The organism is Treponema sp. UBA6852 (assembly GCA_002449305.1).
Taxonomy (GTDB): Bacteria; Spirochaetota; Spirochaetia; order Treponematales; family Treponemataceae; genus Treponema_D.
In genome coordinates this window covers 79330-103695 of record DKDI01000006.1, presented here as the reverse complement: position 1 = coordinate 103695, position 24366 = coordinate 79330, and the positions used below count along the sequence as shown (strand labels likewise).

Below are 24366 nucleotides of genomic sequence, written 5' to 3'. Positions count from 1 at the left end.
TGTAAATCACTATTTTTTTTGCAATCCCATCAATTTACAAAACTTATAATATCCATAAATTTTGTAACATTTATTATCCGAATGCGCAGAGATAACCGAAGCAATTTTATTCGGATATATACATTTTTTTCCATTTATTTTTATGTACTTTTTATAAAAATCATTAAGTTTTTCAGAATTCTGGTTTTCATAAAAATAAAAAAGATCTAAGAAATTTACATTGCGAGAACGCTTTATATGAATAAGGTCTTTAGGCGAAATACAATTTCTCATTGTTTCATAATAATCGATTTCATAAGTGGATTTTCTATAATTTTCAAAGGCTTGTTTTGATACAGCTTCAAACAAATTATTAAAATCTTCATTTACATCACCTGTATTTTTTAAGTTTTTTTTCACTTCTTTTACATCTATTCCATAAGAACCCGAAATTATATCCATGTCTTCCCTGTAGCGAATTTCAAAACTTTTCTTAATATTTTCTTCATCAAGCACTTCTTTAGTTATTTTTTGACAGAAAATTTCATCAACTTGACTTCCTGTATACTCTTTAGATAACAAAATATAGAATTGAAATGTACTGAACAATTCTATATAAGTAAACAAAAATTTATCACAATTAAACAATCTAACCAGATGAAACATAGCGTCCATATTACATTCCATAAAAACATCAAAAGAAGTTAATGGAATAAATGGAATTATTGTTATTTTTTCTTTTATAGTCTTATTATGAATGTCAAAAATTTCATCTAGTGCAGTCGTTGATAGACCTTTTTCTATTGCAAAATCAAATGAGATTTTCGCAAGACCTCTTTTAAATGCATTATTATCAAGATTAAATTTACACGCTAATATCTTATGTTTTTCTGGATCATATATTATAGTTTTCTTATTCTCATCAAACATTGAAGTAATTTTTCCATTCTTTATGTTTGCTTCATATATTTTTTTACTGAATTTATCAAAAACAAATCCAGAGTAACTTCCACCTTTAGTTTTTCTATCTCTATCAATTTTTACAAAGTCTTGTATCGGCTGAAATATTTTTACAAAATTACTGTCTATAGCAGTACCAAAATTACTATTACATTGCTTGCAAAAAATATTTTTGCTAGTTAACCGCCCTCCAATTGCATTTGGTATAATATGCTCAATAGAGGTATTTTCTCCTGTTAATTCAACACCACAAATACAACAATTCATAAATTCCTCCATTTAATCATCAAAAGTCTAAACAAAATCTCAAACGAGCAAATCAGTTCATAAGCTCTAACCTTGAAAGTCTGTTCTCTGCTTTGTAAAAATTCTTTCTTGGCAGCTTTTCTGTCACTATTCCGCAAATAGATATACGCTAAAACTAAATGCTCATCAAAAGCAGGAATCATTCTATTCAGATATCTTTCTGAAAAAAAATTCTTTATCTCCCAGTAGGATTTTTCAAAAGCCAGCTGTTTTTTTATATCCTTGCTGTGACTTGCCGAATTCTCCAGCACTCTATAAACACTTGTAACTTTATCAATAAATTTTATTCTGCTTTCATGTGCAAAATACAGCCACATAGGAAAATCTTCCATCAGCCAGTTTCTATTTTCCGGCTGAATATCTTCTATATATCTTCTAATTAATTCGTTCTTAAAACAGACTGTGGCAGCCGGAATAACATTTCCTATAAGAAGCTCATCAAAATTCTCTCTTTTCAAACCTTTCAGCTCTGAACTTTTTTTTCCGTTTTTATATGACTGCACTTTTCCGTAACACATTCCCACCTCAGGATTTCTTTCCATAAACGGGATTTGCAGCTCGACTTTTCCAGGAAGCCAGAAATCATCGCCAGCACATTCCATTATGTATTTTCCTGAACAATGAGAAATTACATTGAAATAGTTTTTTATAATCCCTAGATTTTTTTCATTAAAAACCGGTTTTACAATTTCAGGATATTTTTCCGCATATTGTCTGATTATTTCCCTTGTATTGTCAGATGAGCAGTCATCTCCGACCACTATCTCATAGGAATAATCATGGTTCTGATTTATTATGCTGTCTAAAGTCTGTGCTATGTATTTTTCCTGGTTGTAAGTTATTACAGCAACAGAAAACATCAGACCGTTAGTTTTATTTTCCATACATCATTCCACAACAAATTCTTTTTTATAAAGGCTGGTTTCATTCAATTTTTTCCGCAGAGAAGAAAGAAAAAATAGACTAACTACGTAACAAACAATAAGTAAATATTCAAAAAGAGAAAAAACACAACCTATAGAAATTTTTAATTTACAAGAAATTCAAAAGATTTTTATTTAAAAAGTTTTCTACAATGCGCAATTTCCCATTCTTTTATATGTGCAAACAGTTTAGATTTTTTAAATTTTTCAAAAGAATAAGTTGCCCTAATAAATCGCTCTAAATTAATGCCACTTATATTTTCGCCATTATGAGCTTTTATAAAAATTGCCAATGCATTACAAAAATCATGACCATTCGTCAAATTTAGAAAATCACTAGTTTGATTTTCACTTATAAAAGATTCAATATTTTTTTCAAAATCACGGCACTTTGCAACATTGCTCTCCACTCTTTTTAATTTCTCTTCACAACTATTAAGTTTTACAGGAGTATTTCCATCATAAATATCACCAAGATGAAAAAACACATCAACGCATAAGCATAGTTTCTTAGAAATATTTAACCATTTTATATATGAAATATAGATTATATCGTTTATGCATTTTTTAAAAATATCAATTTCTTTTTTATCCAAAAATTCGCTACAAATTTTATTTTCCGCATCATCATCTATCATCATCATTTCAATATCATGAAAATCGGTTAAAAATAAGTTTTGCAATTGAGGATATTTTTTTCCTTCCAAATTATCAAAATCAGCATCCTTTATTGCTAAACAACAATCCATGTATTCTAAATTCAAATGTTCCAACAAAGGAATCAGACCATCACAAGAGCCATTTTTATACAAATAAACATTTTTATCATCAAATAGACTTCGATAAATTTTAAAATCTGATTTTCCTTCAATAATCAATAAACTTTTATTCTTTAACTTATCACTATTAAAAAGCAACTTTATCGTATTTTCGCGTAGTACAACCGAATCACTGCAACCTTGTATATCTTTATTCATTGTTATTATTTTTATAAAAATCGAAACAAGCTTCCCAATACTCATTTATGATTTGGGGAGAATGTGTAGCAACTATTACTTGTATTTTTTTATTATTACAAATTGATTCAATATCATGAAGAAAGTCTAATTGCCATGATACATGTAAAGATATTTCAGGCTCATCAATAAGAAGTATGGTTCCATTTTCTACACGAAAAATAAAATCATAAAGCATAATAAGTTCATTTTGCTCACCACTTGATAAGAAGTTTGGATTTATTTCAGTTCCATTTGCAGAAGTTGCTATTAATCCATGCTCTGGAGAAAAACTTATTTTTTTATTAGCAAATTCTTTTTTTTCTAAAATAGTAGAAAAAAGGCGAATTTTTTTTAGCAGTTCATTATACGAATCTATTTTTTCTAACAAATCATCAATATAAACAGAAAGTATTTCTTTTTTACTCTCCATATATGGATTAATAGGCGTTTTTTCTATTAATCCATATGAAAATAACTCATCCAACCTTTCTTGTAGCAAATCTTTTTTTTCGTTATAAATATTTTCATCATAGCCTTTGGAAGAAGATGAAAGCAACTTATTTATAAATTGGTTATCATGTCGCTGTGTTTCGAGCAAATAATCCAAACGCTTTCTTTGAAGTTCATTTTTTAAATCAGAAATCATTCTGTCAATAGAAGATTTTCTAACAAAATGACTTCTTCGATAATTCGTATAATTATGTTCCCGCTCCTGTTCTGTATAATAAAGTCGTTGGGCAGGTATAAAAACTGTTCTAAGTTCATTTAAAAGAGATAAAAAGTCTTTGTTTCCTTTATTTGCAGCAATTTCTTCATATATTTCTTTATGGTTAGTAAGATAGTTTTTTAAAACTTCAATGCGCCCCTCCTCTATAAAAGAAAAATCTATTTCTCTCCGAATTGAAAGGGGCATAAGCCTTGTAATATCTTCAAGATTCAGATCAAACAAAACTCTATGATTTAAATTTTTATTAACATAAGAAAATGTTACACAATCAGGATATTCAACAGTATCATCATCATATTCATGACCATGAGATGGAGATGAATGTGTAATTTCCAGTTTATCAGAATTTGAAAAAACTAATTCTATTTTTTCGAATGAAATTGTATAAAAGAAAAATAAATCAAGCGTTGAAAGGCTATTGATAATTTTTAAGACAGTAGTTTTTCCATATCCATTTGCACCTGTAAGTATACATAGATTATCAGCATAATGAGTAAAATCTATTTTATATGTATATAAATCAAATAATTTTTTTATATAAAAACTTGAAACCAACATTTTCTAAATTCCGTAAATTTCTTTTAATTTTTTTTGCAAGCTTGGATTCACTACATGACGAACCCTAGATTCAATGTTAGAAATACCATTTGCTACTACTGATGAATAATAAGAAGGATAGTCATCTTTTTTAGATTCATTATTTTGCCATTGCATAGCTCTTAAGTTGTCTATAATATCAGTACCCCCTAGACTTTGAGGATAAACATGATCTATCTGCCATCCAAAAACACTGTCTAGATCACCGTATTTTTCTCTTGCTATAATAGCACCACAGCAATCCTTTCTAAAATGCTCTTCATCATATCCTTGTATGGCAGTTGCTTTCTTCCAGACTTCTTCTATAATTTCCTTATTAAATGGCATATTTTACCTTAACCTTTATAATATACACAATCAATATCGGATAAAAAACGCTCAATCTTCATACTTAATTTATATTATAGAAATTCTTAAATATTTTCCATACATCATTCCACAACAAATTCTTTTTTATAAAGGCTGGTTTCATTCAACTTTTTCCGCAACGGGGAAACTAAAAACCGCAGCACCAAGTCAATTCCATAGCATACGGCGGTCATCGCAAACACCACAAATAAGGAATTTAATAGTACCCCCCCCCGTGAATTTTTTAGAGCCGGAATCTCAAACAAAGACCACTTTGTTCCCAAGAAATTTCCTGTATGCAGACAAAAAACACCGAACGTTGCTGCACTCACACAGTTCACAACTTTGCTGCTGAAAGAGATTTTTAAGAACAGCATAAACAGACAGACTGCATTCAAAATCACAAATGGCGAGGCATAAGACGAGGCGGAACTGGAATCAATAAACTCAAGAACAAAAATACAAATCAAAGAAAGAACATAGCCGGTCAGAGAATATGTATTTTTCAAACTGATTTTATACCGAGAAAGAAAAGATCCAACACAATAAAGAAGCATAAAATTCACAATTGTGTATCCACTTTCGCTTCCTGAGAATGCATTAACTGTGTTCATTCCACCGACATTAAAGCCCAAAATATTATTGGCAAATTCCAGACAAAATGGAAACAGCGAGAACAGAAAAATAAGAATTCCGATAAATACGGCGGCCTGTTTTTTATCTTTGAAGGAATCAAAAAGCTTTGAAATAAACGGACTCAGAACATACAAGACAAGATAAAAAGTCGCGTAATAATTTGTCGGAAGAAAACAAGCCACAAAATGTCTTAGAGAGAAATTGTTTCCATCAATAAGAATCTGAAGGAAGAAATCAAAAAACTTCAACCCGATAACGACAAGAAGAATATGAAGAATTTTCTTTACCTTTATTTTCCTATTATAAGAAAGAAAATATCCGCTAACCAACACAAAACAGTCAACAGCGCAAACTCCCAATGCTTCCGTAAAGCGAGTAAAATAAAAAACAAGTCCAGAAGCATACAATTCCAGCGCATGACCGCCCATTCCGTTATAATGCAGCGTTATGACAAAAAACATAAGCACAATGCGGAGAAGCTCGATGTTTGAATTTCTTATTTTACTATTTTCCATTTTTCTTTAGAACCTTTATTTTTTCTAAAAATATCCTTACTTCAGTGTCTCTCAACAACAATAAACATCCTACATAAACTACAACTCCTATCGAAATTCCAAAAAACAACTGAATGATACTTGATTCTATAAATGAAATTACAAAGATAACTACAACTCCCATAATAATGCTTGAAACTGTATATTTCCACATATCTGCTAATTGCTTAAAAGCCCCATACTTAAAAAGACGGCCTGGCATAAGTGCATTTATATAAAAATAAATAAATGCACTTACAAAACTTCCGATAACAACAGCCTTTAAACTTATAGGAAATGTAATCAGCATTGTTATAGCAATAAAAGGAATTTTTGAAAAATCAACTTTCATAAACAAATCGGAACGTCCAATTGCATTTAATATATTCATATTAATTATAGAAAGCGGTGTAAAAATATATGACAGAGAAAGCCAAAACAATAATTCAGCCGCAGGCAACCATTGTTCTCCAAGAAGAACGCTTATAATAGGCTTAGAAAGAATTGCCAATCCCACCATTGCAGGAAAAACAACCATAGCAGCAGTTTTTATAAGTTTTTTAAATATATATACTAAATTCTCCCTATCATTTTGAAGAGCTGCCATGAGCGGAAAAGTTGCATTATTTAACACACTTCCCAAAGTTCCTGAAACCAGTTCTGGAAACTGTTGTGCTCTTGTATAGAACCCCAAATTTGCTGGACTGTAAATCTTACCCACAACAATGCTATTTATATTTGTTACAGTTGTACTTAGAAGCCCTGTTACAAGAAGCTTTGAACCAAAGCCAAACAAAGATTTAAAAGATTTATATGAAAACCCTGTTTTTGGAATCCATTTTCCTATACACCAAAAAAGAACGGCGGATATAAAAGATTTGGACAAAGCTTGTATTACCAAAGCCCATGCTCCGAGTCCGTAAAATGCTGCAACAATTCCTGCAACACCTGAGCATATCTGTGTAATAGTATTTATAAAAGCAATATGTTTAAAATCAACGGCTGCCTGTAGCTGTGAGTTTTGAACAACAGTTAATGAATTCAAAATTATCACAATAAAAAAGACTCTTTCTAGCTGGACAAGTTCTGGTGTCTTATAAAACCTAGCTATGGCAGGAGAGCATAAAAACAGGGCAACATATAAAATTAAGCTTACAGAAACATTAAATAGTAAGACTGTAGAAAAATCCTTCTCATTTCTATCTTGCTTTTGAACCAAAGCCCTTGAAAATCCGCTATCTATAAATACATTTGAAAATGTTAAAAAGATAGTCAACATTCCTATGACACCATAATCATGAGGAGTAAGCAGTCTGGCAAGAATTATATTCAAAACAAATGCAATTCCTTGAGATGCAAATTTCTCAAAGGCATTCCACAACATTCCGAATTTTGTTTTTTGTGTTAAATTCTGCTCCATAAGAAAAATTATTTCCTTACATCCACATCATTCGGAAAATGATTGTCCGCAGTTTTCTTAAGTTCGCTGTAACGTTCGTAGACACGTTCTTTCAGACTGCTTGAGCTTATGCCGGCACCGTAAGGAAAGTACACCACATCAACATCCTGATCTTTCAAATAGTCATATTTGCCTGCCCAGTCATCGCCTACAACAAAAACATCAAAGTTAAGTTTTTTCACTTTGTCCGCATGGTTCAGAGAACGTTGAGGAATCACAATGTCCGGATATTTCAGAGCCTTGACAAGAGCAATCCGCTCCTCAAACGGAATAATCGGCTGGGATTTATACGAGGCTACAAGCTCGTCCGTGTTTACACCAACAATCAAAATTTCGCCCAATGAGCGTGCGTATTCAATCATCTTTATATGGTTCGCATGAAGCATATCGAAAGTTCCGCTTGTATACACAACAGTTTTTCCAGCTATCATTTTTATCTTCTCCTCTTTTACGTTTTACAATAGATTACGCTTCTGCAAATCCTCAAACGCATCTATTAAGTTATCAATCTGTTCTTCCGAAACCGCGCCTATATGACCGACACGGAATACTTTTTCTGCATATTCGCCGCCATTCGGACAAATCCAGATTCCGTACTCATCTTTCAGGATTTCAAAAATTTTATGTGCATCAACCGATGGATTTTCAGGACGCAATGCGGTTACACAATTTGAAGCATTTTCCCTAGCAACAAACATTTCAAATGGAATCTGTTTTATTTTTTCCCTGAAATATTCAGCCCTGTTTCGCATAATTTCATTCTGAGCTTTTATTCCGCCGGACTTTTCAATTCTCTTGAGCCTGTCATTCAGCATAATCAAGGTTGCGACAGCCGGAGTAAAAGGAGTCTGTCCGCGCTCGCCGTTTTTAAGATAAAGCGGATAGTTGAAGTACAGGTTTTTGACATTAATTTTTTGAGCACGAGCTACAGCTTTTTCATCCATAACGGTGAACGACATTGACGGAGGAAGTGAAAGTGCTTTCTGGCTTCCTGTAATCGTAGCATTCACGTGCATTTTTCTCATTGAAAACTCGTCAGCCATAAATCCGCTTACCGCATCAACAAAAAGAAAGATTCCATTTCTCTTACAAAAATTCCCGATAAGATTCATGTCGAAAAGAACGCCGCTGGAAGTCTCGCACAGCTGGACAAGCAAACCTGTATATTCCTGATTTTCATACCGAGAGAGAATTTCATAAGTCAGAGGCTTTCCAAAATCAAGCTTTATTTCTGTAATCGGAATATCATGTATCTGGCAAAGCTCCACAAGACGAGAACCGAAACTTCCGCCGTTCACAACAAGAACCTTGTCAGAAGAATCAAAGAAATTCATGACTCCGCCTTCCATCGACGCAGTTCCGCTTCCTGTCATAAAAACAACATGCGAATTTTCAGGAGCGTCAAAGAACTTGCAGAGCAGATTTTCATTCTCTTTCATAAGAACGGAAAATTCTTCTGTACGGAAATACGGAATCTGACTGCTTCCAAGAGACAAAGTTTCTTCGTCCATCTGAACCGGACCAACGGTGAAGTTTATCATGCAGCCACTCCAATAAAGTAGAGTGGCTTCGTTATTACATTACTCCCCCCCCCGACATATTTTCTAAATCCAGTTTATACAAGGCCTCCAAGAAGCGTTTCATCGGCTTTATTCCTCCAGTTGTTACCCTCAAGCATGTTCCCAATTTTCCTATTCCTGAATATGTTTTTATAAGGATGCTTTCTTCATTTTTCATTCTTTTTACAAGAGCATAGGCATCAGTTTTTGGTTTTATAAAGATAAAATTTCCTTCTTTTGCATTAAAAGAATATTCATGTTCCTTTAACGATTTTATAAGAAATTCTTTTCCTTCTTTATAATGCAGAATCAAATCATCTATCATTCTCGGAGTTTTGATTATTTCCTTTGCAAATTTCATTGCAAAAGCATTCACATTATGCGGAGTGCATAACTTTTGAACCATTTTTATACCTTCTGGCCATCCAACGACATAACCAAGTCGGCACCCCGCAAGGGAAAATAATTTTGAAAATGTTCTTGTCACAAAAATATGTCCATTTGTAAGTGCATAATTTATAAAACTATTCGGATAAAAATACATATAAGCTTCATCAATCAATACAGTTATTTCATTTTGTTTTGCACTGTCAATAATTCTCTGAAACTCAATTTCAGAATATGCATTTCCCATAGGATTGTTCGGATTCAAGAGAATAAGCAACTCTGTTTCTGGAGTAAGCTCCTTTAAAATATTTTCAACTGGCATCCTCAAATCATCAGCATACTTAACAGGAATAAAATTACGCCCATACATTTTTGGATACACTTCAAACATAGCATACGTAGGTGTAACACCTACAATTCTACCGTTCGGAGAAGTAAAAGCTTCTATTATTTGCCTAATACCTTCTGAAGAACCATTTGTAAGACAAATATGGTCTATGTCTGTATTCAGATAATCTGCCAAAATCTGAGTAAAGTCCAAAGTTTCTGGATATTTTGCAACAAATTCAGGAGTTATATCTTTTAATACTTTATTTATAAAATCCTGCGGAAGACCTTCAGGATTTTCATTCAAATCAAGTCTAAGATAGCCCTCTCGACTATTTTGATCAAAAATACGGTCAAGATTTTTTATATTTTTATCCAAATAATACATAAATTCACCTTCTTATTTATAAAGAAATCTCTTCTAATATTTTTTCCGAGGCATTAGGATAATTTACAGCTAAACATTTAGCAGTATATAATTCTCTCTTTTGTTTTAATTCATCTTTTTCATCAATAACTACATTTTGTATAAACTCTATTATCTGCTGTTTATTGAATGCAAGGTAATAATTCTTTAAGCAGGATTTTCCTAATGAAGAGAAAATTTTTTTATAGTTCTTTTTCGCCATAAAACAACATGGTTTCTTTGTAAAAAGATATTCAACCACAAATGAAGAGCAGTCATGAATCATTGCATCGGAATTAACAAATATATCAAAATAATCACCGCCAGTAGAATAAATCATTCCATTATCTTTTACTTTTTTAATATATTCATTTACTTGAGTTGCATTCCAATACCCTTCATTTATCATGTTTATAAATAGCAATGGGTGGGGTCTAAAAACAAACTCTATCTGCGGAAATAATTTTGGAAGTTCCAAATAAAAATTCTGATACTCAAGAAAATTAGATAATGGCAATGCAGGATTATTGATTGTATGATGCGGTGCAATTATTATGCGCTTTTTAACTCTTGAATTCTCTTTGAATTTTGCAAGGGAATCCATTTTTGCATAACCAGAAAGTACAACATTTTTTCCTTTTGCAAGTTCATATCGGCAATAGTCTTTATATGTCATCTTATTATCTGCAAAAACTTTCCAAAAAAGACTTATTTCTTTTAATGGCATAATAATTTTGCATCCATAATTATCAGGCATACAACCATAACTCATATATATAGGAAGAATATTTTTTGTACTTAAATATGAAAGTCCGTGAATTTTATCAACCATGATATCATAAGGATTTGCAAGATAAACCACGTCAAATTCATCACTATAGTCAACAAATTTATTCTCGCCTTCATTCCATCCATCAAGAACAAATTCTGAACCATATTTTCTTATAAAAAAACTTTTTGTTTCATGATACTGTTTTATCATATGTTCGTTCCCACGGGAAACATCCGGAATAACAACAATTTTTGGCGTGTAATGCTCCAAATCAGAAAGCATTAAATCAAATAAATCATAAGCGCCAAAAGTCGAGTCATAAACAACATAAGCTGCAAATCTTAAGTTTTTTTGATTTCTGTTTTTAATCTCCTCTTCAATTTCTGAATAATGTCTATAAGTGGATTTTATAAGATTTTTACATTGCAAACGTTTTATACATCTTTTTAAATTAGCAGGAAGCACCATACTGAAGAAATGTTTTATTTTATTAAGGATATTCACAATCTATTCCCACTCATTCACACAGTCAACAACATACTGCACCTGCTCATCCGCAATTGTAGGTCCAATCGGCAGACTAAGCTCCTGCGCGGCGATTTTTTCTGTAACCGGCAGCGACATTCCGTTCCAGTCCTTGTAGCACTTCTGCTTGTGAGGCGGAATCGGATAATGAATAACTGTTCCTATGCCTTTTTCTTTTAAATACTGCTGAAGCTCATCCCGCTTTTCACAAAGAACAGGAAACAGATGAAACGCATTTGCAGTAAAATCTTTTGTTTCAGGAACAAATATTTTAGGATTTTTTATTCCGTCAATATACGTTTTGGCAACAGCTTTTCTGCGGTCATTGTCCTGCTCAAGATATTTAAGCTTTACATCAAGAACAGCGGCCTGAATTTCATCCAAGCGGCTGTTGCGCCCTATATAGTCAAAGACATATTTTTTGCTTGAGCCATAATTTGCCAATGCCCTGATACATTTTGCAACTTCCTCGTCATCTGTTGTTACAGCCCCTGCGTCTCCCAATGCGCCAAGATTCTTTCCCGGATAGAAACTGTGGGCAGCCGCATTTCCAAGACTTCCTGTTCTTTTTCCATTGAACTGACAGCCATGAGCCTGCGCGTTGTCCTCAAACAGGTAAAGATTATGTTTTTTACATATTTCTTCTATCTTATTGGTATAAGCGCAGCGTCCGTACAGATGCACAATCATAATAGCCTTAGTCTTTGACGAGATTTTTGACTCAAGCAAATCATCATCAATTTCAAGAGTCTCAAGTTTTGGCTCTACAAGAACAGGCACCAAGCCGTTCTCGCTGATTGCAAGAATAGTGGCGATGTATGTGTTCGCCGGAACCAGCACCTCGTCGCCTTTATGCAGACGGCCAAGTTCAATATATGCGCGCAGAATCCAAATCAACGCGTCAAGTCCGTTTGCAACCCCTACACAGTATTTTGTGCCGATATACTTTGCAAAGTCAGCCTCGAACTTTTCATTTTCAGCCCCTTGCAGATACCATCCAGAATTCACAACCCGGCCAACAGCCTCATTGATTTCCTTAGAATGAAGCTCTGTAACCTCTTTTAAACTTAAAAATGGAACTTGCATATTGTTGTCCTTGTAAAAATTAAAAATAAAGCTTTTTAGTTAAAAACTTTTTAATCGGCTTTTCAATTAAGAAATGCAGAAAAATACTTATAATGCAGCAAAAGAAAAATGAACAGAAAAATAATTTTGAATTTCCACCTTTTTGAAAAAATAAAGTATGTCTTGCAAGATATTTTGTTATGTCAAAACAGAAAAACTGTGCTAAAAAAAAAGCGTAACTGCATTCACTTAATAATGAAATTATCTTTTGAAAGCGGCATATCTTATAGCGCATTTCTAATCTTCCGCAAAAATACAGAATAAATCCAAACACAGGAACTGCTAAAAAATTATATAGCAGTACATATCCAAAACCAAAATGAACACCAAAAGATATTACAGCAATCAAGGCAAAAATAAAAAAAGGAATTAAAAGATTTGTTCTCTTTGAAATATTCTTGTCTTTATTTTGCAAAAACAACCAGGCCAAAATAATTCCTTCCGCAAATTCAAGAAGTCTGAAAAATGGATTTGCATAAATATCACCAAATTTAAAAATATAAACAGGCACATAAGAGTATGAAATAATCAAATAAAATAATATCAGAAGAGCAATATTTGTTTTCTTTTTATTTTTTTTAATTATAGATTCAAGATATGGGTAAATCAAATAGCAGATAAAAATGCAACTGATAAACCATGTTCCTCCATTATGAAGAATTCCAAAACTTCCGTCATAAATTGACTGCAACATTAAAAATTCAACAGGAGCAATAACCAGATGCTTCCATGCAGGTAGAAAGTTTCCTTTAATAAATTCAAATACAGACCATAAAAACCATATTGCAATATAAAGTGGAAATATTGATACAATTCTTTTTATAAAGAAATTACTATCCCCCCCACAAATCATATTTTGACTATAATACAATGAAAAGCCTGAAAGCATAAAAAATGCCGTCATAAAAATATGCGAATCTCCAATAAAATTATTTAAGATTCCAAAATTCACATTTAAATGAATCCTTGCATGAAACAAAAATACAGCAAATGCACAACAGCATCTAAATATATCAATACTGTAAAGTCGTAGAGATTTTTTTTGAAACTGAACTTGCATATTTTTGTCCTTGTATGAGAAATAAAATTGTTATGTAATGTTTTAAAGAAAAGATATTTATGCTTGAATTATTCTTTAGAGGGACTATTTTGTGGAAATTCCTTCCAGCTTAAAAGACTCCAAAATATCATCAATAATAATCTTAGGCAAATCTGCTTTTTTTATTTTTATTGCAATTTCTCTTAATTTTTCTTTAGTAATCTCACCTTTATATTCAGGTTTGAATTTTAAATTGAATTTCGTTTCGGTATATGAATCTTCAATTTCATCCAAGCAAAGAATGCAATCCCTGTCAAAACAAGAATTTTTCTCAGAGAAAAAAACATAAGTAGAAGATGGATTTTCCTTATATTTTTGAATCTGCGTTGTTGTAGTACATAGATAAACATTTCTAGGGGAACGAGTAAAGTTCACTCTCCCAAGAAACACAAACCACCTTTCTTTTTCGTCAACTCCAAATGATTTATATGGCAAGGTAGTTCTAATAACAGTCCCAATCTTATACATTCGACAATTCCATATACTTTTTAAAATTTAATTCTGGAATTGTCATTTCATTGATGCTTTTATCTTTAATACCTGGAAATTCATCCTCATAGGACATTATAGAGTTATGCTTAGCACTATATGCTGTTCTCCATGCCAATATTTCTTTATGAGTAATATCAGAAGCTTTACTGCCATTGATTTTATTTTTTATAATGTCATCAACTAACAAATTTAAAATCTTTTGTTCAGATGGAGCTAAATAGTCTAAATTTGGAGTTTTAACAGAAATAAAATATCTAGTCTTATAATCTCCATTCTTTTTATCCTTTACCTTAAAACTCTTATATTCGGATAAATCAACATTATACAACTGTTCAGGAACAGGACCTCTGTCTCTTGCAGTATAATAAAGTTCAAGACAAGGTCTGCCATTTTGCTTTAAAACACGAAAGTCAAACAAGGCAAGAATTTTAAATAGCAAAGTCTGAGTAATATTTTTTTTGAATGCCTGAAAATATTTTTGAGAAATATATGATACTACGTTATCTATTATTTCATGATGATAAGCTTTCATATTTTTCCTTTTATTAAAGTAATACTTACTATACAAAATATAATACAATTTATAAAAAAAATCAATTATGTAAAATAATATTTAAATTCCCATAGCATTGCACATAGGCAAAGCCCTTTTCAAATAATCCGCTTTTGTCACTTCCCATAGATAATCAAGTTCTGTTTCCCCTGTTTTTACAGCCCCTAATGACATATGGTATCGCCATACTTTTTTATTTCCTTTTCTAACATCAAAATGAATTCGATTAAATCCTAATATATTAAAACCATACATTCTAACTAAATAATCAGTTTCAAAACTCTGTTCTGCCGAAACGCCGTCCTCCATAAGCCAACTTCCGATGCAAAAACTATCCCCTTGAATATCGTATATTCTGTAGGTTCCAATCCTAATACCATTTTTATCTTCTGCGATAAAATACCATTCATTTTGAATTTTAAGGTAATGATTAATATAAGACTGTTGTTTTTCTAAATTATATTCAGTTTTATGAAGAAACTGACTCTTCTTATCATCGCAACGAAGTTTTAAGATAAAATCAGCATCGTCAATTTTTACTTCTCTAAGATTTACATACTTACCAATTAAAGCTTCAGTTACTATTTTTCCACCCATAAATTATTTCCTAAAATGTTGCACAATCAATTATATAGTCATGCCCTGTAATCCATTTTGCTTTTTGACTCAATAAAAATACAACAAGTTCTGCAACATCTTGAGGTTCTCCATATCCAAATGGATACAATTTTTCTCGGTCCTGACGCATTTCTTTCATCGTATCATTCATAGTCATTGGAGTTTTTATATCACTAGGACTTACGGTATTTATCCTCATTCCTCGTGGAGCGACTTCTTTTGCTACAGTTGAAAAACTTGCTTGCAATGCAGCCTTTGTTCCACTATAGATGCAGAGGCCTTTCTCTCTGAGAAAGGCGTCTGCTGAGGCGACCGCCACAGCAGACGCCCCTCGACCTATGCAGATGCGTTTATCACAAAAACTTTTTAACATCATAACAGGTGCAAAATAGTTTATATTGAACAAATTCAATGCTTCATCATAACTTATAGCACTCGCAGGTTTTAGCAAAATTGAACCAGCACAATAAGCAAGACCTGTAAACTTTCCATATTTTTCTTTCAAACTTTGCAAAAATAATGGCATATCTGAAAGATGCTCGTTTAAATCTACTTTTTCAATAAAACAATGCTCAGAATTTATACACTCAAATTTAAGAGCGGCAAGTTTTTCTTCATTACGACCAATTGCAACAACTTTTGCGCCTTCTTCAATCAACTTAAAAGCCACCGCCCTACCGATTCCAGAACTTGCACCTGTTACTATAAAAATATCATTCGATGAAAAAATTGCCATTAATTAACACCAAATTTTTTAGCAATATCACCTACAGTTTTGCAACTTGTAATTTCTTTCGTTGTAATATTAATTTTATTTTCTAGAAACCAGCTTACACATGCCATAATATTCAAAGAATCCCAGTCTTCTAAATCATCAAGAACTGTATCCAGTGTAATTTTTTCTTCAGTTTGAAGAATGTCTGCAAATTTTAAAATAAAATCTTCTTTAGTCATAAATATTCCTCCTAAAACTAATATTCAATCAATTCTGAAACATAAATGTTATCTATATCCAGAATACAGTTTGCCCAACTTAATCCCACTCCAAATCCACTTAATAAAACTCTACTTTTCTTTGAAGAAAAATCTTTTTTTAAGAATTTACTAAAAGTACAAGGAATAGAAGCTCCACATTGATTTCCATATTCTGTCATTGTTCCAATAGGCATTTTTTCTAAGGGGATTTCTAATGCAAGTGCAATATTTTGTAAAATCATTTTATTAGCCTGATGAAGCACAAAATAATCTATATCATCTTTGGAAATTCCATTATTTTTTAAAATCTCCATAATAGACGGCTGGATTCTTTTCATAGTGAAATCGAAAACTCTTGCACCATCCATTTTTGCTTTATATTCAAAAGCTCCTTCTTCATAGAAATCAGACCTTCTTACAGGATTTCTAAATGCTCCATTCTCACAAATCAAAGCATCATATCCAGAACTATCCGTATGAAATGAAAAATACCAAGGCGCTACGTTTTCAGAATATTCTATAAGAGTTGCTGTTCCTGCATCACCAAAAACCGGAGCTGTTTTATTTATGAACATATCAGAAAATTTGCTGAATGTATCACCAACAAGAAGCAAAACTTTTTTACAGCCATTATTAATCAACATTCCAGCTTGATATAATCCAACTTCATAACCGCTACAACCTTGTGGAATATCCATACAGATACAGTTTTCATTCAAACCAAGCTTATTATGTAAAACATAACTAGTTGCTGGCATAAAATAATCTGGCGTATAACTTACAAAAAGGATTGCATCAATATCTGATTTCTCAACTGGACAATTTTCAAGTAAATCAAGAGCTGCTTTATAACAAAGATCAGAAGTTGTTACATTTTCATCTGCAATTCTTCTATTCAAAAACCCACTTGATTCAACAATTCTCTTAATTTTCTTTTGATTCCCATCATAAAGATTTGGCTCATCATATAAAGATTTTGATTTTGTAGGCACAACACAAGAAACACCAGCAATTCTGACATTTTTTATAGAAGAAATCATGCAGCCGCCTCCATTATTGGAGACAAGTTGCAATACCGCTTTGATTTATTTATGACAATTTTTACTTTACAGTTGTACCCCCCCCCGTTAATTTTCAAATCATCAATTTTTCTTACAAATCTAGCCGGATTGCCAAGCCAAAGCTCTCCTGCCGGAACATCTTTTGTTACAACGCTTCCTGCTCCAATCATTGCATTTTCTCCTATTATATGACCGCAAACTATTGTACTATTTGCACCAATGCTTGCTCCTTTTTTTATAATAGTTTTTTTATATTCATCTAGATGAACTTTTGAACGAGGAAACAAGTCATTTGTAAATGTTACATTCGGTCCGACAAAAACATTATCTTCCAGCACAACTCCATCCCAAAGCTGCACGCCGGACTTGACCGTCACATTGTTTCCTATAATAACTTCGTTTTCTATCAGAACATTTGCGCAGATATTGCAGTTATCGCCGATTTTAGCTTTAGGAAAAACAACGCAGAACTGCCAGATGTTTGTATTTTCACCGATGTTTTCAGCTTTGCAGTCAGCAAGTTCATGAATCATTTCTTCCACTCCAGAAATTCATTGTAATTGCGGATATAGTCTTCTTTTTGATACACCTCGCTTGCAAGCACAAGACATACTGAGCCGCTGGAAAAATTATCTAAATCTCGCCAGATTCCGGGAACAACAAAAAGCCCCTGATACGGTCTGTTCAGTGTAAAAGTACGTTTAACCTGCCCGTCATCAAGGCGGACATCAAAACTTCCGCTTGCAGCAATAATCAGCTGCTTAAGCTGTTTGTGGCTGTGACCGCCACGCTCCTCGCCGCCTGGAACATCATAAAGGTAATAACACCGCTTTACGTCAAAAGGAATCTCTTTTTCATTCTGAACAACTGTAAGATTTCCCTTTTCGCGGTGATTCTTGCTAAGCTCAATCATTGTGCAGTCATAGACCGTTGTTTTATCTTTGTTCATTTTTTACCTTTGACAAAAATTCATTGTAGTCGCGGATATAGTCATCCGCATTGTAGTCCGTAGAAGAAACTATCATTGCAAGCGAGTTTGTGGAAAAATTTTCCATCTCGCGCCAGTAAAGCTTTGGAACATACAAGCCGTAATAAGAGCGGTTCAAAGCGAATGTTTTCTTTTCTGTTCCATTATCTAGCACGACATCAAAACTTCCAGAAAGAGCAACTATAAACTCTTCTGTATTCTTGTAGGCATGTCCGCCACGGTTTTCTCCTCCTGGAACATCATAAATCCAGTAGGAACGTCTGATTTTAAACGGCAGCTGATTGTCGTTCTCAAAAAAAGACAAATTTCCCCTAGGGTCACTTATTTTGGGGAGCTGAATAATTTTTGGTTCGTTCATTGTTTTTTGTTAGAAATCAGTTTGATTGTACGTTTGTTTGATTTATTTGATTAAATCAATTATGTATAAATATGTGATTTTATTAGAAGCAATTTATTTTAAGCTAAACATCATTGAATAAAACAAAAATGCCTATTTTAACCTTTCACACTGTCCACTACATCATTTCACACTGGACGTTACAAAGCATCACAGTGGACGCTACAACGTTTCATACTGGATTATACAAAAGCAAATACTGGACACTAATTTGCTTTATAATTTACTTAAATGCATACACATGGCTATTATCGCGTATATCCTGCAGAAAATTATTTGACAACGAGTTTTATTTTTATCAGGTCAAATGTGTTCTTGTTCTGATAGTATAAAAAAACACTACTCCGCTTTTTTTTCCAGAAAGTATTCCGCTGCAATGTAGTCCGGACCGTTATTCCAAAGGTTGTAATTGTCGTCAAAAAGCATTTCGCCGGTCTTTGAATTCATAAGCAAGTCAAAACCTTGAATATCAGAAATTCCGTTCTTTTTTGCTATGACCTTGCCGGCAAGAGCTGCAAGAGTTTCCATTGTGTACTCATTTTCGCTTGTTTTCACAGCCGTACCTGAATCTGATACAAATCCTCTTTCTGCATTTCATTCATACTAACGGCAAAAATATAACACTTTTATTAAAAAGTCAATTTGTAGTTTATTGGACAATAATAGCTGAAGTTTTTCAGCTATTCCATTCCGCATACACCTCCACCCTTTCCGCAATGAGAAAAATCCCAGCGTACTAAAAAAAGGCTTGGAGCTGTACACGTTTACGTCCCTACCGGACATCAATAAACAGTTGCAACGTATCTTATAGATTATAAATCAAATATTAAACCGCTGTCAATAAAGAAAATATCAAAGTTGTTTGCCATAATATTGTATATAAAGAAAACTGTAAGAATGCTTTAGTTGCTATGCAATTATTTTATGCGGTTTCACGTGCAATTTCCCAGATCAAAAAGGCATTGTTTTTAAGATACTTTTCCAAATCTAAAAGCTCGTCTTCTGAAAATCCGTATGACTTATTGAATGTATTGTTAGGCAGCTTTCCCTCGGCAAAATCAAATCCTCCTTTGTCATTTGGTCTTTCAAAGCGAAAGTCGATTTCGTCAAATATGCCGTTTTTGCGGATTTTTGAAAAAGTAAGAACTATGCCGTCAACAGTGCTGTAATAAATTCCCATAAAAACCTCCTTTCGATTAAATTCCAAAATATTTTACCCAGCGTGTGATTATTGTTTCGCGGTTTGCGTGTTAAACAGCCCACATCTCCTACACCGGCTGAACAAGGTCGTACATCAAGTCTATTTTTTTTACGTTTGGCATCATGTCAAGCTGGATTGTTACGCGGCATCTTTTTTTGTTGACTGCGATTATTTTTCCTTCAAGTCCTTGCAGAGGTCCTTCTACGACTACGATTTTTCTGCCCGGCTCAAAATATAGCTTTGAAAAGCCTAGCCGCTCTCCGCACCGCTTGAACTGCTCTACAACCGCAAGGTCTGTTCCTTTAAGCTCTGTTATGTCGCTGTTGGATTTTAAAAAGTGGTAGAAATTTTTTACTGTTTTTAAGGTTGTAACGCATTCTGTGTTCAGGGAGTCCGCCTCTAAAAAAATATATCCTGGAAAAAGCGGCTCTTCAAAAGTCTTGCCTTTGCTTGTCCGCATCATTTTCTTAAAGAAGTAAAACTGTACTTTGCTGCTGTTTTCTGTTTCTGAAAGTCTAGTCGCCGCCTCTTCCTTGAATTTTTCTTCGCTTCCAGTCTGCACCATTATGCAGTAATTTTCCATTTTTGCTCCCCCAGTGAAAATTTTAGAAAAAAGTTTACCATTAAGATTTTTTATTTGCAATCAGTTCATTTTATGAATGATTTATCGCTGGTAAAATTATCCGTAGCAAAACGTATCAGTTTTTTTACCAAATTCGAGATTGCCTGATAATCTCTGTTTTCCATTTTTGCATAGAGATAAAAGAAATTCGAACGGGGCTGTTCTGCATCAAAAAGGTTTATGGCATCTTTCAAGAAACTGACATTGCTCAAATTCGGAAAATATACATTGATTTCCTTAAAATCTTTTTTATTGAATCCTGTATTAAATTGATTTGCAGAAATCGTAACAAATTCAAATGGTATTCTCTGTTCGTTTGCAAAGTTTTCTAACAACTCAAGCAGAGCGATTGTACTATTCAATTCTCTTTGCTGTACTTTCTCATATCCAGGAAAAAAATCCAGTTTTAACTTTTGTTCCTTAAAATACTGCAATGCATCGGCATTTATTATTGGTAGCATATCAGCTATTTTTAATCCGTTCTCAATAGAAGTAAACCTATCTTCCAACTGTTTCAAAGCTTCCTTACTGATTGCATCTTGTTCAAACAAAATCTTATATTCAGATTCGGACTTCCAAAAACTTTTTTTTCTCGAACTTCGGTCAAAATATTCATTTATAATGGCATTCTCTGGCAGACAATTTTTAGCCGTTGCCAAAACATCCGAATCAGTAAGAAGCCGAATGTTAGTATTTAAATTAATATTGTTCTTTTCAAGGAAGTCTTTCAACAAAGTTTCGAAATCATAATCAAGCCACTTTAATACATTTTTGTTACTTGTATTACTTTTTATAAAGTCTATAAAAGATTTTACCTCAACATCATTGGAGCACCCTTTAACAGCTAGCGCATGGAATGAAAATATGGATATATTCTTCCTCTGATAATATTTTACGACTTCTGAAATGATATACTTTACAAGATAGTTCTCATATTGAATTACAGGATGATTTTGAATCCATTTGCGCTCCATGTCATGTGCAAGAATCACGCTTTCCAAAGTACTAAGAGCGGATTTGTTAAAAGCAAGCACCAGCTTTTTGGAAGAATTACTTTTCTTTGCTGCAACGCACACAGCAGAAAGCAAGCGTTTATAATCAATATCTACGCTACTAAAGCCTGTAACAAAACTGTCCCGCAAAAGATAATCAAGTTTATCAACATCTATTGTCTTTGAATTGAGCAATTCTACAAAACAGTTTTTGATACTGGATACATCAGAATTTTCGCTATATTTTAATCCAACAATGCACCGAGCAAAGAAAGATTTCTCTTCACTGTTTGTAAACAAATTCGGGAAAAATTTTAAGGAAGCAAATGCACTCATTATTTCATGAGGAGCACCAACAGAACGACCTTTCGAGTCACTGTCAAAACATTCGTCACCTACCTCTGCTTTCAGCTGCTCCCATATTGGATTCTGTTTATTCTCCAAATAAAAAGCCTCACCTGTATGAGAAAATGGAGCATGCCCTACATCATGCAGCAAACAGGCAAGCAGAAACAGATGTTTATACTTTTCTATTTTTTCTTTTCCAAATCCCTTAATTCTTAAAAAGTCAAATGAATTTACAAGAGACGCACTGGCTATCGTTCCTAAGTAATAAACACCTAATGAATGAGTAAATCGATTGTGAGTAGATGTAGGAAAAACCGAAGAATAGCTTGTTTGTACAATATCACAAAGATGGTGAAATTCGGCACTATTTAAAATTGTGGTTATATCAGAATCCTCGACTTTGATATAACCATAAAGAGGGTCTTTTATTTTTGTTATGTCGCTCATTTAACCTTTTGCTTCGTAAAAGCCGAAAGAAGGTCTTTTGACATATACGTCAGAAATCTTGCAATTAAAATATTCTTCTCTACTTTCAAATGTAAGATAGTATCATCATTAATAAGGTCAAAACAATCGGAAAAGTTCCTTACCATTTCCAAAGCATAATGCTCCGAGCAAAGAATAACAGCAGAGATATGGCTATCTTCAAGAATTTTTGTTACCTTGATTCCATACTGAGATAACTCGTCCAAAGTAACATCTTCCTTATCAAATGCAATAAATGCGGCTGCGGCCAGATATTCCATGCCTATGAATCTACACATTTCGTCTTTAAACCTCTAAAGTAAGTTCTGATTAGTATAAACTTATTATTGTCTGTTGACAAGGTAAAAACTAAGATTTTGTTCAATTTATGAATATTCTGTAATTCTTGTTTTTTTTACCTTCCCCCATTCAAAGCCCTAAATAAAGGCGGACAAATTTTCTTAATCACAATCCCGATTCCGGTTCCGATAACGATTGTTAAGAAAGTCGGGATAAAATATTGGCACAAGCTCCAGGATGTGTTCTTTATCGGAAAGAACAAAATCCACAGTTTTGAGGTATATTCGTTTACAAGCGGAGCATGAATTGCAAACAGGAAAAACGAAAAGCCTGCAAGGTATGAGTAAAGCGAATACAATTTTTCTTTACGCACAATGACGGCAGAAAACTTTATCACAATCACACAGGAGAAAATTACCATAAAGTTACGCGAAGTGGTATGTTCTCCGCCGCCAAGCGTAAATGCAAATATAACAGAAACCACAAAGAGCGAGAGTATTTCCTTCCACTGGATTCTGTCAATCTTCTGGAATAATGGAACGTCATACATTCCCCAATACAAGCCAGCTATATAAAAGAAGAAAGCCGTTGTCTCGACAAAATACATGCGGACAGGAATTATAAAGATTGTAAAAGTATATGCAAAAAAGCCGGCTGGAAACTTCTTGATAAGGGCTTTTATCACAGGCGAAACAACAACAAGAATCATAAGGTCTCTAATAAACCAAAACTGCGTAGCAAATTCTGGAAAATCAAAACCGCTCCCATCTAGATTCGGCTTGTACCCCAAGACCTTGTGAACCCAATCCAAAACAGTCCATGTAAGGCAAGTATTTTCTGGATGACCAAGAAACTGCGGAGCTATTCTTGCTACAATCAATTTTAGCCCACCATAGAAAAAAAACAAGAAGCGACATCCAAAGCACATACGGCAACAAAAGAGATTTTGCCCGCTTCTTTAGAAGAACAAGATAACTGTCATTCTTCTTCGCCTGCAAAAAAGCCGCAAACATAAAAAACAACGAAACTGCACAACGTGATATTCCAAATGTTATAAAGATTTTTACCCAATGCACAAATGAGTTTTTCACAAAAAGAGGTGGCATGTCACCATTATCCATAATTCTCTGAATTGATTGAGGTGTGTAACAGTTATGAATGAATACGACAAGAACGATTAAAAGAAATCTAAGCGAAGTTATACGGCGAGAAGTATCACTATCTATTGTTGAGTTACCGTTTCGTCCGTTTTATTACAAGCATCCTTTGACATTTTTCCTCCAAGATTTTGTAATTCTACTTCAATTTTTTGTCGAAAAAAAATCCTGCCAGTAAAAACCAGCAGGATTTAATTTTTAGATTTCAGTTCCGCTTCCTATAAAGCAACCGATTCCTTCTGTAATAAAGAGTTTTCTAAGCTTAACCACAATCTGCTTGATTTTTTCAGCTTCTTCTTCGCTGCAGTAGATTATGTACATTGTGTTGAGCTGCGGCCAGACTGCGTCTCCTAAATGCGGATTGCTGTAGCCTGCTCCCATTACAGGGGAAATTTTTGTGTAGTGCTTGCCTACTTTGTTTTTTTCAAATTCCTCGGCAAAGTCTTCTTCCAATGCCTGGGAACAGATTATTTCTACACGCACGCGCTGTATATTTTTTTCGTATTCATCAGCCATAATTTTCCTCCAATC

General features: G+C 33.3%; 29 protein-coding genes and 1 pseudogene. All 30 read right to left on the bottom strand.

Annotated elements, in window-relative coordinates:
• Positions 1 to 9 precede the first annotated feature (9 nt).
• Positions 10 to 1206, bottom strand: coding sequence for an HNH endonuclease (locus tag B3209_RS01845; protein WP_296689678.1), 1197 nt, complete (start codon positions 1204 to 1206; stop codon positions 10 to 12).
• The gene (locus tag B3209_RS01840; RefSeq protein WP_296689676.1) at positions 1203 to 2129 is read right to left on the bottom strand and encodes a glycosyltransferase; all 927 of its coding nucleotides are present in this window, start codon (positions 2127 to 2129) and stop codon (positions 1203 to 1205) included. The genes B3209_RS01845 and B3209_RS01840 overlap by 4 nt, the downstream gene beginning before the upstream one ends.
• A 170-nt stretch (positions 2130 to 2299) precedes the next feature.
• Complete coding sequence (locus B3209_RS01835; protein ID WP_296689674.1) at positions 2300 to 3145, bottom strand: DUF4435 domain-containing protein; 846 nt, start codon at positions 3143 to 3145, stop codon at positions 2300 to 2302.
• Positions 3138 to 4451: an AAA family ATPase gene (locus tag B3209_RS01830; RefSeq protein ID WP_296689671.1), complete on the bottom strand. Its 1314-nt coding sequence runs from the start codon at positions 4449 to 4451 to the stop codon at positions 3138 to 3140. The genes B3209_RS01835 and B3209_RS01830 overlap by 8 nt, the downstream gene beginning before the upstream one ends.
• A 3-nt stretch (positions 4452 to 4454) precedes the next feature.
• Positions 4455 to 4817 carry an HNH endonuclease gene (locus B3209_RS01825; protein ID WP_296689670.1) on the bottom strand — a complete coding sequence of 121 codons (363 nt, stop codon included), beginning with the start codon at positions 4815 to 4817 and terminating at the stop codon, positions 4455 to 4457.
• Between the two features lie 104 nt (positions 4818 to 4921).
• On the bottom strand, positions 4922 to 5989 hold the full coding sequence (locus B3209_RS01820) for an acyltransferase family protein (protein WP_296689667.1): 1068 nt from the start codon (positions 5987 to 5989) through the stop codon (positions 4922 to 4924).
• Positions 5979 to 7427, bottom strand: coding sequence for a lipopolysaccharide biosynthesis protein (locus B3209_RS01815; RefSeq protein ID WP_296689665.1), 1449 nt, complete (start codon positions 7425 to 7427; stop codon positions 5979 to 5981). Before B3209_RS01815 ends, B3209_RS01820 begins: the two co-directional genes overlap by 11 nt.
• Before the next feature lie 8 nt (positions 7428 to 7435).
• Positions 7436 to 7897, bottom strand: coding sequence for an adenylyltransferase/cytidyltransferase family protein (locus B3209_RS01810; RefSeq protein WP_296689663.1), 462 nt, complete (start codon positions 7895 to 7897; stop codon positions 7436 to 7438).
• A 24-nt stretch (positions 7898 to 7921) separates the two neighbouring features.
• Positions 7922 to 9007, bottom strand: coding sequence for a pyridoxal-phosphate-dependent aminotransferase family protein (locus B3209_RS01805; RefSeq protein WP_296689661.1), 1086 nt, complete (start codon positions 9005 to 9007; stop codon positions 7922 to 7924).
• Between the two features lie 34 nt (positions 9008 to 9041).
• Positions 9042 to 10127 carry a pyridoxal phosphate-dependent aminotransferase gene (locus B3209_RS01800; protein WP_296689659.1) on the bottom strand — a complete coding sequence of 362 codons (1086 nt, stop codon included), beginning with the start codon at positions 10125 to 10127 and terminating at the stop codon, positions 9042 to 9044.
• Positions 10128 to 10143: 16 nt separating this feature from the next.
• Positions 10144 to 11421: a CDP-glycerol glycerophosphotransferase family protein gene (locus B3209_RS01795; protein ID WP_296689656.1), complete on the bottom strand. Its 1278-nt coding sequence runs from the start codon at positions 11419 to 11421 to the stop codon at positions 10144 to 10146.
• A gap of 3 nt (positions 11422 to 11424) precedes the next feature.
• A complete protein-coding gene (locus B3209_RS01790; RefSeq protein ID WP_296689654.1) occupies positions 11425 to 12528 on the bottom strand; it encodes a DegT/DnrJ/EryC1/StrS family aminotransferase in 1104 nt (367 codons plus the stop codon).
• A gap of 19 nt (positions 12529 to 12547) precedes the next feature.
• The gene (locus tag B3209_RS01785) at positions 12548 to 13627 is read right to left on the bottom strand and encodes an acyltransferase family protein (protein ID WP_296689652.1); all 1080 of its coding nucleotides are present in this window, start codon (positions 13625 to 13627) and stop codon (positions 12548 to 12550) included.
• Between the two features lie 84 nt (positions 13628 to 13711).
• Positions 13712 to 14134 carry a hypothetical protein gene (locus tag B3209_RS01780; RefSeq protein WP_296689649.1) on the bottom strand — a complete coding sequence of 141 codons (423 nt, stop codon included), beginning with the start codon at positions 14132 to 14134 and terminating at the stop codon, positions 13712 to 13714.
• On the bottom strand, positions 14127 to 14690 hold the full coding sequence (locus B3209_RS01775) for a type II toxin-antitoxin system antitoxin SocA domain-containing protein (protein ID WP_296689646.1): 564 nt from the start codon (positions 14688 to 14690) through the stop codon (positions 14127 to 14129). Before B3209_RS01775 ends, B3209_RS01780 begins: the two co-directional genes overlap by 8 nt.
• A gap of 81 nt (positions 14691 to 14771) precedes the next feature.
• A complete protein-coding gene (locus B3209_RS01770) occupies positions 14772 to 15308 on the bottom strand; it encodes a GNAT family N-acetyltransferase (protein ID WP_296689645.1) in 537 nt (178 codons plus the stop codon).
• Positions 15309 to 15318: 10 nt separating this feature from the next.
• Positions 15319 to 16065 (bottom strand): SDR family oxidoreductase, encoded by a 747-nt coding sequence (locus B3209_RS01765; protein ID WP_296689644.1) that lies wholly within the window; start codon positions 16063 to 16065, stop codon positions 15319 to 15321.
• Positions 16065 to 16283: a hypothetical protein gene (locus B3209_RS01760; RefSeq protein ID WP_296689642.1), complete on the bottom strand. Its 219-nt coding sequence runs from the start codon at positions 16281 to 16283 to the stop codon at positions 16065 to 16067. The genes B3209_RS01765 and B3209_RS01760 overlap by 1 nt, the downstream gene beginning before the upstream one ends.
• A 17-nt stretch (positions 16284 to 16300) precedes the next feature.
• Positions 16301 to 17344: a 3-oxoacyl-ACP synthase III family protein gene (locus tag B3209_RS01755; RefSeq protein WP_296689640.1), complete on the bottom strand. Its 1044-nt coding sequence runs from the start codon at positions 17342 to 17344 to the stop codon at positions 16301 to 16303.
• On the bottom strand, positions 17341 to 17898 hold the full coding sequence (locus B3209_RS01750) for an acyltransferase (RefSeq protein WP_296689637.1): 558 nt from the start codon (positions 17896 to 17898) through the stop codon (positions 17341 to 17343). Before B3209_RS01750 ends, B3209_RS01755 begins: the two co-directional genes overlap by 4 nt.
• Positions 17895 to 18314 (bottom strand): sugar 3,4-ketoisomerase, encoded by a 420-nt coding sequence (locus B3209_RS01745; RefSeq protein ID WP_296689634.1) that lies wholly within the window; start codon positions 18312 to 18314, stop codon positions 17895 to 17897. Before B3209_RS01745 ends, B3209_RS01750 begins: the two co-directional genes overlap by 4 nt.
• On the bottom strand, positions 18301 to 18711 hold the full coding sequence (locus B3209_RS01740; protein ID WP_296689631.1) for a sugar 3,4-ketoisomerase: 411 nt from the start codon (positions 18709 to 18711) through the stop codon (positions 18301 to 18303). Before B3209_RS01740 ends, B3209_RS01745 begins: the two co-directional genes overlap by 14 nt.
• A gap of 378 nt (positions 18712 to 19089) precedes the next feature.
• Positions 19090 to 19305, bottom strand: a complete 216-nt coding sequence (locus B3209_RS01735) for a hypothetical protein (RefSeq protein ID WP_296689629.1) — start codon at positions 19303 to 19305, stop codon at positions 19090 to 19092.
• A 367-nt stretch (positions 19306 to 19672) separates the two neighbouring features.
• A complete protein-coding gene (locus B3209_RS01730) occupies positions 19673 to 19930 on the bottom strand; it encodes a hypothetical protein (RefSeq protein WP_295801040.1) in 258 nt (85 codons plus the stop codon).
• 88 nt (positions 19931 to 20018) lie between these two features.
• Positions 20019 to 20534, bottom strand: a complete 516-nt coding sequence (locus B3209_RS01725; RefSeq protein ID WP_296662057.1) for a transcription termination/antitermination NusG family protein — start codon at positions 20532 to 20534, stop codon at positions 20019 to 20021.
• A 65-nt stretch (positions 20535 to 20599) separates the two neighbouring features.
• On the bottom strand, positions 20600 to 22360 hold the full coding sequence (locus tag B3209_RS01720) for an HD domain-containing protein (protein WP_296689627.1): 1761 nt from the start codon (positions 22358 to 22360) through the stop codon (positions 20600 to 20602).
• The gene (locus B3209_RS01715; RefSeq protein WP_295801031.1) at positions 22357 to 22659 is read right to left on the bottom strand and encodes a hypothetical protein; all 303 of its coding nucleotides are present in this window, start codon (positions 22657 to 22659) and stop codon (positions 22357 to 22359) included. The genes B3209_RS01720 and B3209_RS01715 overlap by 4 nt, the downstream gene beginning before the upstream one ends.
• A gap of 134 nt (positions 22660 to 22793) precedes the next feature.
• Positions 22794 to 23558 carry an acyltransferase family protein gene (locus B3209_RS01710; protein ID WP_296689623.1) on the bottom strand — a complete coding sequence of 255 codons (765 nt, stop codon included), beginning with the start codon at positions 23556 to 23558 and terminating at the stop codon, positions 22794 to 22796.
• A 19-nt stretch (positions 23559 to 23577) separates the two neighbouring features.
• Positions 23578 to 23880, bottom strand: a pseudogene (locus B3209_RS11755) (acyltransferase family protein); the annotation flags it as partial.
• Positions 23881 to 24033: 153 nt separating this feature from the next.
• The gene (locus tag B3209_RS01705) at positions 24034 to 24351 is read right to left on the bottom strand and encodes a PG0541 family transporter-associated protein (protein ID WP_276752243.1); all 318 of its coding nucleotides are present in this window, start codon (positions 24349 to 24351) and stop codon (positions 24034 to 24036) included.
• Positions 24352 to 24366: the final 15 nt, after the last annotated feature.